General features: G+C 69.3%; 15 protein-coding genes. 8 read left to right on the top strand and 7 right to left on the bottom strand.

Annotated elements, in window-relative coordinates:
* Positions 1 to 20: 20 nt before the first annotated feature.
* From ACRAQ3_RS10395 to ACRAQ3_RS10380, 4 genes are all read right to left on the bottom strand, one after another.
* Positions 21 to 665, bottom strand: a complete 645-nt coding sequence (locus tag ACRAQ3_RS10395) for a hypothetical protein (RefSeq protein ID WP_432254570.1) — start codon at positions 663 to 665, stop codon at positions 21 to 23.
* Positions 666 to 733: 68 nt separating this feature from the next.
* Complete coding sequence (locus tag ACRAQ3_RS10390) at positions 734 to 1,885, bottom strand: carboxylate-amine ligase (RefSeq protein ID WP_269395964.1); 1,152 nt, start codon at positions 1,883 to 1,885, stop codon at positions 734 to 736.
* A 65-nt stretch (positions 1,886 to 1,950) separates the two neighbouring features.
* Complete coding sequence (locus ACRAQ3_RS10385) at positions 1,951 to 2,349, bottom strand: cupredoxin domain-containing protein (RefSeq protein WP_269395963.1); 399 nt, start codon at positions 2,347 to 2,349, stop codon at positions 1,951 to 1,953.
* Positions 2,350 to 2,433: 84 nt separating this feature from the next.
* Positions 2,434 to 3,933 carry a CoA-acylating methylmalonate-semialdehyde dehydrogenase gene (locus ACRAQ3_RS10380; protein WP_432254569.1) on the bottom strand — a complete coding sequence of 500 codons (1,500 nt, stop codon included), beginning with the start codon at positions 3,931 to 3,933 and terminating at the stop codon, positions 2,434 to 2,436.
* Between the two features lie 107 nt (positions 3,934 to 4,040).
* On the opposite strand from ACRAQ3_RS10380, the gene ACRAQ3_RS10375 reads away from it, so the two are divergent.
* The 5 genes from ACRAQ3_RS10375 (at position 4,041) to ACRAQ3_RS10355 (ending at position 8,515) form a co-directional block, all read left to right on the top strand.
* Positions 4,041 to 4,946, top strand: coding sequence for a LysR family transcriptional regulator (locus ACRAQ3_RS10375; RefSeq protein ID WP_432254568.1), 906 nt, complete (start codon positions 4,041 to 4,043; stop codon positions 4,944 to 4,946).
* 43 nt (positions 4,947 to 4,989) lie between these two features.
* Entirely contained in the window at positions 4,990 to 5,424 is a 435-nt protein-coding gene (locus ACRAQ3_RS10370; RefSeq protein WP_269395960.1) for a CBS domain-containing protein, read from the top strand.
* A 94-nt stretch (positions 5,425 to 5,518) separates the two neighbouring features.
* On the top strand, positions 5,519 to 6,013 hold the full coding sequence (gene coaD / locus ACRAQ3_RS10365) for a pantetheine-phosphate adenylyltransferase (protein WP_085895737.1): 495 nt from the start codon (positions 5,519 to 5,521) through the stop codon (positions 6,011 to 6,013).
* 61 nt (positions 6,014 to 6,074) lie between these two features.
* Positions 6,075 to 7,433 carry a L,D-transpeptidase family protein gene (locus ACRAQ3_RS10360; RefSeq protein WP_432254567.1) on the top strand — a complete coding sequence of 453 codons (1,359 nt, stop codon included), beginning with the start codon at positions 6,075 to 6,077 and terminating at the stop codon, positions 7,431 to 7,433.
* On the top strand, positions 7,430 to 8,515 hold the full coding sequence (locus tag ACRAQ3_RS10355) for an extensin family protein (protein ID WP_432254566.1): 1,086 nt from the start codon (positions 7,430 to 7,432) through the stop codon (positions 8,513 to 8,515). The genes ACRAQ3_RS10360 and ACRAQ3_RS10355 overlap by 4 nt, the downstream gene beginning before the upstream one ends.
* Positions 8,516 to 8,609: 94 nt before the next feature.
* Here ACRAQ3_RS10355 and gap read toward each other — a convergent pair whose 3' ends face one another.
* Both gap and ACRAQ3_RS10345 read right to left on the bottom strand, forming a co-directional pair.
* On the bottom strand, positions 8,610 to 9,611 hold the full coding sequence (gap, locus tag ACRAQ3_RS10350) for a type I glyceraldehyde-3-phosphate dehydrogenase (RefSeq protein WP_085895740.1): 1,002 nt from the start codon (positions 9,609 to 9,611) through the stop codon (positions 8,610 to 8,612).
* Between the two features lie 106 nt (positions 9,612 to 9,717).
* Positions 9,718 to 9,861, bottom strand: a complete 144-nt coding sequence (locus tag ACRAQ3_RS10345) for a hypothetical protein (protein ID WP_269395957.1) — start codon at positions 9,859 to 9,861, stop codon at positions 9,718 to 9,720.
* Here ACRAQ3_RS10345 and ACRAQ3_RS10340 point away from each other — a divergent pair.
* Positions 9,860 to 10,288, top strand: a complete 429-nt coding sequence (locus ACRAQ3_RS10340) for a DoxX family protein (protein ID WP_432254565.1) — start codon at positions 9,860 to 9,862, stop codon at positions 10,286 to 10,288. The two genes, ACRAQ3_RS10345 and ACRAQ3_RS10340, sit on opposite strands and share 2 nt — an antisense overlap.
* Positions 10,289 to 10,357: 69 nt before the next feature.
* On the opposite strand, the gene tkt is transcribed toward ACRAQ3_RS10340, so the two are convergent.
* On the bottom strand, positions 10,358 to 12,373 hold the full coding sequence (gene tkt / locus ACRAQ3_RS10335) for a transketolase (RefSeq protein WP_432254564.1): 2,016 nt from the start codon (positions 12,371 to 12,373) through the stop codon (positions 10,358 to 10,360).
* A 225-nt stretch (positions 12,374 to 12,598) separates the two neighbouring features.
* On the opposite strand from tkt, the gene ACRAQ3_RS10330 reads away from it, so the two are divergent.
* Together ACRAQ3_RS10330 and ACRAQ3_RS10325 are read left to right on the top strand one after the other, a co-directional pair.
* Positions 12,599 to 13,063, top strand: a complete 465-nt coding sequence (locus ACRAQ3_RS10330) for a hypothetical protein (RefSeq protein ID WP_085895743.1) — start codon at positions 12,599 to 12,601, stop codon at positions 13,061 to 13,063.
* Positions 13,063 to 13,470 carry a cell division protein ZapA gene (locus ACRAQ3_RS10325; protein WP_269395954.1) on the top strand — a complete coding sequence of 136 codons (408 nt, stop codon included), beginning with the start codon at positions 13,063 to 13,065 and terminating at the stop codon, positions 13,468 to 13,470. The genes ACRAQ3_RS10330 and ACRAQ3_RS10325 overlap by 1 nt, the downstream gene beginning before the upstream one ends.

The following is a 13,470-nucleotide window of genomic DNA, read 5'->3' as shown; positions in this document are numbered from 1 at the left end:
TTCGCTTTGTCGGATCGGTATCAGTAGCCGGTCGGCCCGCCGAAGATCGAGCTGTCGGTCTCAAGCGACACCGTCTGTGCCGCGGGCTCTACGGTAGCGGTTTCCGCAGCGGCGGTCAGGGTCGGGACGCCCGTCGCTTCGGAATAGGCGCCGCCCGAGGTCGAGACGCGATCCCCCTCGATGTTGATCACCGTGGGCCCGGCCGCGGCGGTTGTGGTGCTGGTCACCCGGGTATCGCCCGGGGTCGAAGAGGTCCCGAGCGCCGAGGTCTCGATACGCCGACCGTTTTGCAAGGTGGTCACCGGGGGCGCTTCGGCCGGGGTGTCCATCGCGGCGAAGCTCGCCGCCTCGGGGCGAAGGCGCGGCCGCTGGCTCACGCTTTCGGGGGCGAAGCGCGGGGCAGGGGCCGGGGCGGCTTGCGCCATCGCGGCGCCGCCCGAGGCGGCCGCCACGGTGCCCACGGCCACCGGCACGCCCGCCTTGCGCGCGGCCTTGCGCAGCTTCTTCTCGGCCTTGATGGCCTGCTTGGTGTTCCCGGAGACGACGGCGTTGAGCATCTGCATCACTGCGCCGCCCCCGTTGATCTTGAGCTTGGGCTCTGCGTTGAGGGCCATGGGAGCGGTGGCGATGGTGAGCGCGGTGCCGAGGCCGATGAGCGTCTTCATGGGATCTTCTCCTGAATCGGATTTGGCTTGACAACGGCGCAATCTTCGTTCCGTTCCCCGCCGCGTGATCAACTCGGCGAAACTCCGCGCTCCACGCCTTCCATGAACTCCTGTGACACGCCGCGCAGCATCTCGCGCAGCGCCTCGCGCGGCTCGGCCCCGTTGCCCCGTGCCGTGTCGTAGGCGCGGCGCTGTCGCGTCGCCGAGGAACCGCGATGCGCGATCCTCCGGGTGCCACGCAGCTCGTCGAGGCAGCCCAGCGCCCGGGCGTCGCCCTCCATCATCTCCTCCAGCTCGCCCAGGAGCTCCTCCATCGGCCTGAGCGCGTTGCGCCCGAGGTCGAGCAGGGTGCCTTCCGTTCCGTAGCGCTGCGCGCGCCAGCGGTTCTCCTCGATCAGGAAGCGGTCATAGACGCGCCAGCGCTTGTTCTCGGTCTTGAGCCGCCACAGCATCCGCATCACGCATTGCACGAAGGCGGCCACGGACAGCGCCTCCTCCATGCGCGGCATCACGTCGGCGATGCGGGTCTCCAGCGTCGGCCAGGCCTCGGAGGGGCGCAGGTCCCACCAGATCTTGCTGGCATCCTCGATGATCCCGGCCTGAACCAGCGCATCGACCATCTTGCGATACTCGGCCCAGCTCTCGATCCGCGGCGGCAGGCCCGAGCGCGGGCACTGGTCGAAGACGTTGAGCCGCCACGACGACAGCTGCGTGTCCTCGCCGCGCCAATAGGGCGAAGAGGCCGAAAGCGCGAGCACGAAAGGCAGGAAGTAGCTAGCCTGTCCCATCAGGTCGGCGCGCAGCTCGTGATCCTCGCCCAAGCCCACATGGACATGCATGCCGCAGGTCATCAGCCGCCGCGCGATGCCGCCGATATCCTCGGCGATCTTGTCGTAACGCGCGCCCTGACCGGTGCCACGGCTTTCGGGATCGCCCCAAGGGTGGCAGGAGACTGCGACAAGGGCGAGGCCGTGATCCTGCGCCACCTCGGCCAGGCCGCCGCGCAGATGCGCGAGATCGGCGCGCGCCTCAGAGATGTTCGCGGCGACCGAGGTGCCGATCTCGATCTGGCAGTCGCGGAATTCGGGGCTGACATGGTCGCCGAGCCGCTTTTTCGCGGAGTCGAGCATCTCGCTCGGTACGGCGGCGAGGTCCATCGTTTTGGCGTCGACGACGAGATACTCCTCCTCGATGCCGAGGCTGAAGGCGGGATCAGACATGGGGCGGCCCTCCGGTAATGTTGCCGGGGCCAACGCCTCTTGCAGCGAAACGGGTCCGGCCCGGCTCAGCCGACGCGGAGCGTGCCGCGCATCCTCGGATGGATCGCGCAGAGATAGGGATACTCGCCGCGAGCCGAAAAGCTCATCCGAACCGATTGCCCGGAGCCCAGCCGGCCGCTGTCGAAGACACCGCTTTCAGAGGTCACGGTATGGGGTGCGATGTCGCGATTTGTGAAGACCACCGTGTCGCCCGGCGCGACGGCGATGGCCGCCGGCACGAAGGCGAAGCCCTGTATCGACACCTGGTGGACCTGCCCCATGGCCGGCGTTGCCGGAGCGGGGCGGGTCGGGGCGGGGGGCGGAACCGCGGGCGCGAGACCGCCCGCACGCGCGGCCAATGCCGCGATGGGCAGGGCTATGACAGCGGTGATGGCGCGGCTAAGTATCTGACGACGCGTCGGCATGACAGGATCCTCCGCGCGCGAAATGCGCGATGGAGACAGCGTCTCGCGGACGCTGCCCCCTGTCCAGTCGCGTTGACGTGAGCTTCAGTCCATCGGCTTGAAGTTGAACTCGCCGCCATCCTTGATTCCGCTCGGCCAGCGCGCGGTGACCGTCTTGGTCTTGGTATAGAACTTGAAGCTGTCGGTGCCGTGCTGGTTCAGGTCGCCGAAGGCCGATTTCTTCCAGCCGCCGAAGCTGTGATAGGCCAGCGGCACCGGGATCGGCACGTTGATCCCGACCATGCCGACATTGACCCGGTTCGCGAAGTCGCGCGCGGCGTCGCCATCGCGGGTGAAGATCGCGGTGCCGTTGCCCATCTCGTGATCCATGGCGAGCTTCAGCGCCTCCTCGTAGGAGCCCGCGCGCACGGTCGAGAGGACCGGGCCGAAGATCTCCTTGCGATAGATGTCCATGTCCGGCGTCACGCGGTCGAACAGATGCGCGCCGACGAAGAAGCCGTTCTCATAGCCCTGCAGCCGGAAATCGCGCCCGTCGACCACCAGCTCGGCGCCCGCATCGACACCGGACTGCACCAGCTTGAGGATGTTCTCCTTGGCAGCTGCGGTGACCACGGGGCCAAAATCGACATCGTCGCCCGAGGTGTAGGGCCCGACCTTCAGGCTCTCGACCCGCGGCTTGAGCGCCGAGATCAGCCGGTCGGCGGTCTCATCGCCCACCGGCACCGCGACCGAGATCGCCATGCAGCGCTCGCCCGCGGCGCCGTAGCCCGCGCCGACCAGCGCATCGGCGGCCTTGTCCATGTCCGCGTCGGGCATGATGATCATGTGGTTCTTGGCGCCGCCGAAGCACTGCACGCGCTTGCCGTGCGAACAGCCCTTGCCGTAGATGTACTCGGCGATCGGGGTGGAGCCGACGAAGCCCACCGAGGCGATGCCCTCATGCTCGAGGATCGCGTCCACCGCCTCCTTGTCGCCGTTGACCACCTGCAGGATGCCCTTGGGCAGACCGGCCTCTTCCATCAGCTCGGCCAGCATCAGGGGCACCGAGGGTGCGCGCTCGGACGGCTTGAGGATGAAGGCGTTGCCGCAGGCGATGGCGGGCGCGAACATCCACATCGGGATCATGGCCGGGAAGTTGAACGGGGTGATGCCCGCCGAAACGCCGAGCGGCTGGCGCATCGAGTACATGTCGATGCCCGGGCCCGCGCCGTCGGTGTACTCGCCCTTGAGCAGGTGCGGCGCGCCGATGCAGAACTCGACCACCTCGAGGCCGCGCTGCACGTCGCCCTTGGCGTCGGGGATGGTCTTGCCGTGCTCGCGCGACAGCGCCTCGGCCAGCTTGTCCATGTCGCGGTTCAGCAGGCGCACGTACTCCATCATCACCCGCGCCCGGCGCTGCGGGTTGGTGGCGGCCCAGGCCGGCTGCGCCTTCTGGGCGGTCTCGACCGCGCGGTCGAGCTCGTCGCGAGAGGCGAGGGGGGCCTGGGCCTGCACCTCGCCGGTGGCGGGGTTGAAGACGTCCGCGAAGCGGCCCGAGCCGCCCTTGACGTGTTCGCCGCCGATGTAATGGGTCAGTTCCTGCATGTCCGGTCCTCCCGAAGAACGATCTGAGTTGGCATCACTATAGCCTTGCAGAAATGCCGGTAGAAGCGGCAGGGTGCCAAAACGGTTTTGCGTTTTTGCAGGATGATATGGAGAATTGGGACGATATCCGTGTCTTTCTCGCGGTGGCGCGCGCCGAGAGCCTCTCGGGCGCGGCGCCGGGGCTGCGGATGGACCCGGCGACGCTGGGACGGCGGGTGGCGCGGCTCGAGGAGCGGCTGGGCGCGGCGCTCTTCGTCAAGAGCCCGCAGGGCTACGCGTTGACGCCCCGTGGCGAGCGGTTGGCCGAACACGCCGCGCGCGCCGAGGCGGCGCTGGCCCGGGCCGCCGAGGCCGGGACCCCGGAACGTGGCCTTTCCGGGCAGATCCGCATCGGCGCGCCGGATGGTTGCGCCAATTTCGTGCTGCCGCAGGTCTGCGCCGCGATCCAGGCCGAGAACCCGGATCTGGAGCTGCAGATCCTCGCCCTGCCGCGGGTCGTGAACCTGTCCAAGCGCGAGGCCGACATGGCGGTCACGGTGAGCCCGCCGGAGGCGGGGCGCCTCACCGTGCAGAAGATCACCGACTACCGGCTCAGCCTCGCGCAGCGGGCCGACGCCCCGGTGCCGGCGCGGCTGTCCGATCTGGGGGCGCGGCCGCTGGTCGGCTACATCCCCGACATGATCTTCGATCGGGAGCTCGACTATCTCGGCAGCCTTGGCGCGCAGGGCGTGCCGCTCGCCTCCAACTCGGTCTCGGTGCAGCTGCAGATGCTGCGCCATGCCGGGATCGGCATCGTCCATGATTTCGCGCTGCCCTTCGCGCCGGAGCTGCGCCGGGTGCTGACCGACGAGCTGCGGCTGACCCGTGCCTTCTGGCTGGTGCGCCATGCCGCCGACCGCCGCTCGGCGCGGCTCACCCGTTTCGCGACGCTCCTCGCGGCGGCACTTCGAGCGGAGGTGGCGCGGCTCGAGGCGGAATGCTTGACAGGAACGAGCGCCGGGCGCGACGGTTGATCCATGGCCCCCAGCTCAGGGGGCGCTTGAAGAGGAGTGCGCCATGCTCGTGCAACAGATCCTGAAATCCAAGGCCAGCGACACCGTCGCCACCGTCGCGCCCGACATCACGGTGGCCGAGGCCGCGCGGCAGCTCTCGGAGAAGCGCATCGGTGCCCTCGTGGTCTCTCAGGACGGCAAGCGGGCGCTGGGCATCATTTCGGAACGCGACATCGTGCGCGAGATCGGCCAGCGCGGCCCGGACTGCCTGTCCGAAAAGGTCGAGGAGATGATGACCCGCGATCCGGTCACCTGCCACCGCGACGAGGTGGCCGATGCGGTGCTGGCGCGGATGACCGAGGGGCGGTTTCGCCACATCCCGGTGGTCGAAGGCGAGGAGATGGTCGGGCTGATCTCGATCGGCGACGTGGTCAAGGCGCGGCTGTCCGAGCTGGCGATGGAGAAGGATGCGCTCGAAGGGATGATCATGGGCCACTGACGACGCCGGGCGCGGCTCCACGCGCGGGTCGGGGCCTTGCATCCCGGCCCGCCTTGGTGTCGTGTGCACGCGCAACATGCGGCGGGGAGGCGTCATGCGCATCGGTCTTTATCCCGGAACCTTCGATCCGGTCACGCTGGGCCATACGGACATCATCCGCCGGGCCTGCACGCTGGTCGACAGGCTGGTGATCGGCGTGGCGATCAATCGCGACAAGGGACCCCTGTTCTCGCTCGACGAGCGGGTCGCGATGATCGAAGCCGAGACCGCACCGATCGCCGCTGCCTGCGGCTCGGAAATCGTGGTGCACCCCTTCGAGAACCTGCTGATCGACGCCGCGAACGATGTCGGCGCGCAGATGATCATCCGCGGCCTGCGGGCGGTGGCGGATTTCGAATACGAGTACCAGATGGTCGGGATGAACCGGATGCTCGACAAGTCGGTCGAGACCGTCTTCCTCATGGCCGAGGCCCGGCACCAGGCCATCGCCTCCAAGCTGGTCAAGGAAATCGCTCGGCTCGGCGGCGATGTCTCGTCCTTCGTGCCGCCGGGGGTCGAGGCCGCGCTGAAGGTGCGGCTCGACCTCTGATCGAGGGACCTCGGGGCCGCCGCGCGGCGTTGTGCCGGACAGCTGTCCGGAGGAGCGCCAGATGACCCCAACCCCGATCCGCCTTTCCCTGTCCATCCTTGCTCTCGCGGCCAGCGGTGCCGTCGCGCAGCAGGGGACTCCAAGCGGGGCGGACATCGCCGCCGAGACCCGCAAGGTTCTCGAAGGAACGGCCGGACAGGACACGCAAGGTCAGGCGGCACAGCCCACGCCCTCCGAAAGCCAGCCCCAGCAGCAACCCCCGGCGCAACAGGATACGCAAGGCGGGACAGGGGCGGAGGCCCCGCCCGCTACCGTGACCGCCCCCGGCGGCACCGCCGCGCAGCCCGAGACGCTGCGCATGCTGCAGCAGGGCGGCGCGCAGCCGGTCGAGGCGCAGCAGGCGACCCCGGACAACTCCGGTGCATCGGCGAGTTCGGGTGCCTCGGGTGCCAGCGGCTCCGCCACCGCTCCGAGCGACGCCTCCTCCACGGAGCCGATGCAGGCGCAGACGCCAAAGGTGCCGCCCACCCCCGAGGAGATCGAGGCCGCCAGCTATCAGGGCGGACCGCTGCCGGACGGGCAGTCGGCGATCACCGTCAAGACGCAGATCCTGCTCGACCGCGCCGGGATTTCGCCGGGCATCATCGACGGCTGGAAGGGCGGGATGAGCGAGAGCGCCATCGCCGCCTTCGAGACGCGCGAGGGCTTCACGGCGGACGGCCAACTCGACAGCCAGGTCTGGGACGCGCTCACCGCGACCCAGCCCGCGCCGATGCTGCAAAGCTACACCATCACCGAGGAGGACGTGACCGGACTCAGCGATCCGCTGCCCGAGGATTACGCCAAGCTCGCCGAGCTCGACCAGCTCGGCTACACCAGCGTCGCGGAGAAGCTGGCCGAACGGTTTCACATGGATCAGGGCTTCCTCGAAAACCTGAACCCCGGCACCGGCTGGCGGCAGGGCGAGACCATCACCGTGGTCGATCCCGGTCCGGCGCTCGAGACCAAGGTGGCCCGCATCGAGGTGCGCAAGGGCACGAGCCGGCTCGCGGGCTTCGACGAGAGCGGCCGGATGATCCTGAACTACCCCGTCACGGTCGGCTCGGCCCAGACCCCGTCGCCCTCGGGCACGGTCGAGGTGGTCGCCGTGGCGATGGACCCGACCTACACCTACAACCCGGACGTCAATTTCCAGCAGGGCGACAATGACGAGGTGCTGATCCTGCCGCCCGGCCCGAACGGGCCGGTGGGGTCGGTCTGGATCGACCTGTCGAAGCCGACCTACGGGCTGCACGGCACCTCGGAGCCGGACTCGTTGTTCCAGGCGGCCAGCCATGGCTGCGTGCGGATGACCAATTGGGACGCCGAGGAGCTAGCGTTGCTGGTGTCCGAGGGCGTGGTCGTGGAGTTCATCGAATGATCCGGCTGGCGGCAGGGGCGCTGCTGGGCCTGCTGGCCGCGCCGCTCGCGGCGCAGGAGGCGCCGCCCGAAACCGCCCCCCTGCCGCCCGTGCGACCCGCCGATCTGACGGAGGACGCGCAGGCGCCGTCAGTGCCGGATGAGGAGGCAGAGGGCTCCGAGATGGCGCCGCAGGCGGTGCCGATGCCGGAGGCACGTCCCGAACCGCCCGATCCGGAGCTTCGGGACGAGGCCGAAGGAACATCGGAGGAGGACGCCGGCACGCTGGGTGACGAGGCTTCCGAGGTCGATTCCGGGACCGGGTCCGAGCTTGACGCCGGAACAGACGACAGTACCGAAGCCGAAGCCGAAGCCGAAGCCGAAGCCGAAGCCGAAGCCGAAGCCGAAGCCGAAGCCGAAGCCGAAGCCGAAGCCGAAGCCGAAGCCGAGGCCGAAGCCGAAGCGGGCGAGGTCACCGATGACACGCCCGATGCCGGCGGGACGGCGCGCGAGAGCGTCCCGGCGATGCCGGACCGGCTCGCCGCATCGGCGGCGGCCCGCGAGACCTGCCGTGCCGAGCTGGAGGCGCTGGGCGCGGTGTTCGACACGCAGCCACCGGTCGATGATACGGACATCGCCGATTGCGGCATCGTGCATCCGGTGATGCTGTCGGAAATCGTGCCGGGCGTGGCGCTCGCGCCGCCCGCGCCGATGCGTTGCGAGACCGCGCTGGCGCTGGCGCGCTGGGTGGAGGGTTTCGCCAAGCCCGCCGCCGAGCGGCTCGGGCGCGGCGCCTTGACCGAGATCCGGCAGGGCACGGTCTACAACTGCCGCAGCCGCAGCTCCGATGCCGACACGCTGTCCGAGCACGCCTTTGGCAACGCGGTCGACATCATGTCCTTCGGCTTCGCCGAGGGGCCGGAGGTCAAGGTGCAGCCGCGCGAGCGCGAGGGCTCGATGGCCGAGGCGTTCCAGGACGCGGTGCGCGCCACCGCCTGCCTCGAATTCACGACCGTGCTGGGGCCGGGCTCGGATGCCGCCCATGCCGACCATCTGCATCTCGACGTGAAGGCGCGCCGCGGCGATTTCCGGCTCTGCCAGTGAGCGCAACCCGCGAACCGACCGGGTGACCGCGATGCGGGATCGAAAAAGGCCGCCCCGAGGGGCGGCCTTTCGCTTTGTCAGGGAGTTCGGGCGATCAGCCCAGCTTGCCCATCGCGACGGCGGTATCGGCCATGCGGTTGGAGAAGCCCCACTCGTTGTCGTACCAAGTCAGAATGCGGCACATGGTGCCGTCCATGACCTTGGTCTGGTCGGTGTGGAACACCGAGGAATGCGGGTCGTGATTGAAATCCGAGCTGACCAGCTGTTCGTCGGTGTAGCCGAGAATGCCCTTGAGCGGGCCGTTCGCGGCGTCGCGGATCAGCTGGTTGATCTCCTCGACGCTGGTCTCGCGCGCGGCGTTGAAGGTCAGGTCGACGACCGAGACGTTCGGCGTCGGCACGCGGATCGCGACGCCGTCGAGCTTGCCGTTGAGCTCGGGCAGCACCAGACCCACGGCCTTGGCCGCGCCGGTCGAGGTCGGGATCATCGACAGCGCCGCGGCGCGGGCGCGGTAGAGATCCTTGTGCATCGTGTCCAGCGTCGGCTGGTCGCCGGTGTAGCTGTGGATCGTCGTCATGAAGCCCTTGTCGATGCCGATGGCGTCGTTGAGCACCTTGGCGACCGGCGACAGGCAGTTGGTGGTGCAGGACGCGTTCGACACGACCTTGTCCTCGGCGGTCAGCGTCTCGTGGTTGACGCCGTAGACGATGGTCTTCTCGGCGCCCGAGCAGGGTGCGGAAACCAGCACGCGCTTGGAGCCGTTCTCGAGATGCATCGCGGCCTTCTCATGGCTCACGAAGATGCCGGTGCATTCCAGCGCGACGTCGACGTCGGACCAGGGCAGTTCCTTGGGGTCGCGGATTGCGGTGACGCGGATCGGGCCGCGGCCGACATCGATCGTGTCCTCGGTGGTCTTCACCTCATGCGGAAAGCGGCCATGCACGCTGTCGTAGCGCAGCAGGTGGGCGTTGGTCTCGACCGGGCCGAGATCGTTGATGGCCACGACCTCGATGTCGGTGCGGCCGGATTCGATGATGCCGCGCAGGACGTTGCGCCCGATGCGGCCGAAGCCGTTGATTGCTACCTTGACAGCCATGGGGGTCTCCTCGGGAATTGCCGGGCTTGGGTTCGGCGCCAAGATCGGCATTTGTGGCGCGGCGTCAACCGAAGATCGCCCCGCAGCGCCCCCGTGAGCGCTGCCGTTAGCGCCAGAGGGCGAGCCAGTGGACCAGATCGAGCCCCGCGCGCGCCAGCACCAGCGCCACGCGCCCGTCGAGCCAGTAGTGATCCGCCGCCAGCGCCGCTAGGATCAGGCCGAACAGGGAGAGGGCGAAGGAGGTGCTCATGCGCGCAAGTCTAGACCGCGAGGCAGGGGAGGCGCAGCGGACCGCGTCGCCGTCATTGCGGCTGGACGACGGGCTGTTGCTGATCGGCCGCCTGCTGCTGGCGGTGCTGTTTCTCGGCGGCGCGGCGCAGAAGGCCTTCGACCCCGGCGAGGTGATCGGGCTGCTGGCGGGCTGGCATTTGCCGGGGCTGCTGGTCTGGCCGGCGCTGGCCTACAACGCCGCCGCCGGGCTGGCGCTGGTCTTCGGCGTGGCGGTACGGCCGGTGGCGCTGTCGCTCGGGCTCTATTGCGGCCTGACCTCGGCGTTCCACTTCCTGCCCGACGATCCGTGGCAGATGACGATCTTCGTCAAGAACTGGGCCATCGCGGGCGGCTGTCTGGCGCTGGCGGTGGCCGGCGCCGGGCGGATCGCGGTGCGGCTCGACTGAACGCCGCGTCCCAAAGACGAAGGGCGGCCCGAAGGCCGCCCCCATGTTTCGCGCCGTACCGTGTCGGCGTCAGAGCAGCGCCTTGACCTTCTCGGCCACGGCCTGCGCCGTGATGCCGAACTTCTCGTAGAGCGTCTCGGCCGGGGCGGAGGCGCCGAAGCCCTCCATGCCGACGAAGCCCGCCTTGGCCTCGCGGCCGCGCTCGCCCAGAAGCCAGCGGTCCCAGCTTTGGCGCACGCCCGCCTCGATGGCGACGCGCACCGGGCCCGCGGGCAGCACGCGCTTGCGGTAGGCCTCGTCCTGCGCCGCGAACAACTCCATGCAGGGCACGGAGACCACGCGGGTGCCGATGCCCTCGGCCTCGAGGATGTCGCGCGCCGCGACCGCGATCTCGACCTCGGAGCCCGAGGCCATGATGATCGCGCGGCGCTTTTCGCTCGCCTCGCGCAGCACGTAGGCGCCTTGCTCGGTCAGGTTCTTGGTCTTGTGCTCGTTGCGCACCGGGGCGAGGTTCTGGCGGCTCAGCGCCAGCACCGAGGGGCGGTCGGAGGTCGACAGCGCGATCTCCCAGGCCTCGGCGGTCTCGATCGTGTCGGCGGGGCGGAACACGTAGGTGTTGGGCGTCGCGCGCAGCATCGACAGGTGCTCGACCGGCTGGTGGGTCGGGCCGTCCTCGCCCAGACCGATGCTGTCATGGGTCATCACGTAGACCACCGGCTGGTGCATCAGCGCCGAGAGACGCATCGCGCCGCGCGCGTAGTCGGTGAAGGCCATGAAGGTGCCGCCATAGGGGCGCAGGCCGCCATGCAGCGCGATGCCGTTCATCGCCGCCGCCATGCCGTGCTCGCGGATGCCGTAATGGATGTAGCGGCCCGAGCGGTTCTCCGGCGAGAACACTTCCATATCGCCCGAACGGGTGTTGTTCGAGCCGGTCAGGTCGGCCGAGCCGCCCACGGTCTCGGTCATCACGCCGTTGACGACGTTGAGCACCATCTCCGACGACTTGCGCGAGGCGACCGGCTTGGCGTTCTCCAGCGCGTCCTTCTTGAAGGCGCGGATCTTGGCGGCGAGCGCCTTGGGGGCCTCGGCGGCGAAGGCGCGCTCGAACTCGATGCGCTTGCGCTCGGACAGCGCGTCAAAGCGCTCGCGCCATTCCTCATGTGCCTTGGCGCCGCGCGCACCCATCGCTTCCCATTGCGCCTTGACGTCGGCGGGGATCTCGAAGGGCCCGTGCTCCCAGCCATAGGCGGCCTTGGTGTCGGCGATCAGCTTCTCGTCGGTCAGCGCGCCATGGCCCTTGGCGGTGTCCTGCGCCGAGGAGCCCAGCGCGATATGCGTCTTGCAGGCGATCATCGAGGGGCGCGGGTCGGCCTTGGCGGCCTCGATCGCGGCGTCGATCGCCTCCGGGTCGTGCCCGTCGATCGACTGCACGTGCCAGCCCGAGGCCTCGAAGCGCTTGGCTTGGTCGGTCACGTCGGCGAGCGACACCTTGCCGTCGATGGTGATGCCGTTGTCGTCAAAGAACACGACGAGCTTCGACAGTTTCTGCATGCCCGCGAGCGCGATCGCCTCCTGGCTCACGCCCTCCATCAGGCAGCCGTCGCCGGCCATCACCCAGGTGTAGTGATCGACGATCTTCGGGCCGTACTTGGCGCGCAGCATCTCCTCGGCGATGGCGAAGCCCACCGAGTTGGCGATGCCCTGGCCGAGCGGGCCGGTGGTGGTCTCGACCGCGTCGAGATACTCGCTCTCGGGGTGACCGGCGGTCTTCGAGCCCCACTGGCGGAAATTCTTGATCTCCTCGAGCGGCACTTCCTCGTAGCCGGTCAGGTGCAGCACCGAGTAGAGCAGCATCGAGCCGTGGCCCACCGACAGGATGAAGCGGTCGCGATCGGCCCATTTCGGCGCCTTGGGGTCGAACTTCAGGTGCTTCTCGAACAGCACCGTCGCGACGTCGGCCATGCCCATCGGCATGCCGGAATGGCCCGAATTGGCCGCAGCCACGGCGTCGAGGGTCAGGGTGCGGATGGCCGCGGCCTTCCTCCAATGCTCGGGATGCTTGTCGCGCAGGGCGGCGATGTCCATGGGTGTCCTCCGGTTGGTCGAGGCAGCCGCGGCGCGGCCCCCCTTGTCGCGCACGGTATTGACAGGCGGCGCGAGCGAGTTCAAGCGGACGGGCGGCGCCTTGCGGTCCGCCGCCGGCGTTTGCGGGGGGCGGGAGCGTGGTCTAGGTTTTTCCGAAGCCCCGTGCGATTCGGACCGCGTTCGCGGCGGCCCGGACGGGACCGGGGCAGGGCAGGCAGGGGCACGATGACCGACATCACCGAATTGGAGAGCCGCCTCTCGGCGGCGCTGGACCGGATCGGCCAGGGGCTCGACCGTATCGAGAGCGGGCCGCGCGGCGACGATGAGGGCCTCGGCGCCGAACTCAGCGCCCAGCAGCAGGCCAATGCCGAGCTCGAAGGCCGGTTGAAGGCGCTGCGCGAGGAACAGGATGGTCGGCTCGCCGCCTTCGAGGCGCGGATCGAGGCGCAGAACGCCCAGATGGCCGATCTCGACGGGCAGCTTCAGGCGCTGCGCCGCTCCAATGCCGAGCTGCGCGAGGTGGCGGGCGAGCTGCGCGAGGCGATGGAGGCCGAGCTGGCCGATCCCGAGCTGATCGACCGCGCCATGGCCGCCGAGCTGGGCGCGCTGCGGGCCGAGCGCGACGCCGAGGTGGCCGAGCTCGACGCGGTGCTGTCCGAACTGAAACCGCTGGTCGAGGAGCGCGACTGATGCCGCAGGTCGAAATCACCATCGGCGGGCGCGAATTCGTCGTCGCCTGCCAGTCGGGCGAGGAGCCCTATCTGCAGGCCGCCGCGCGGCTTCTGGACGAGGAGGCCTCGGGCCTCGCCCAGCAGGCCGGGCGGATGCCCGAGAGCAAGATGCTGCTGATGGCCGGGCTGATGCTCGCCGACCGGGCCGCAGGGCTCGAGGACCGGCTGCGCCAGACCGAAAACTACGCGGGCCAGGTCGAGAAGCGGCTGAGCCAGACCGAGGCGGCGCTGAACAAGGCGCGCACCGATCCGCAGAAGGTCGAGGTCGAGGTGCCGGTGATCCCGCACGGCCTGATCGAGATGCTGGCCGAGATGACGGCGCGTGCCGAGGCGCTGGCCGAGCGGGTCGAGAAGGCGGGCGTCTGA

The sequence above is a fragment of the Limimaricola sp. AA108-03 genome, from assembly GCF_050847355.1.
In the GTDB taxonomy this organism is placed as follows: domain Bacteria; phylum Pseudomonadota; class Alphaproteobacteria; order Rhodobacterales; family Rhodobacteraceae; genus Limimaricola.
This window is presented reverse-complemented; position numbering and strand designations above follow the sequence as displayed.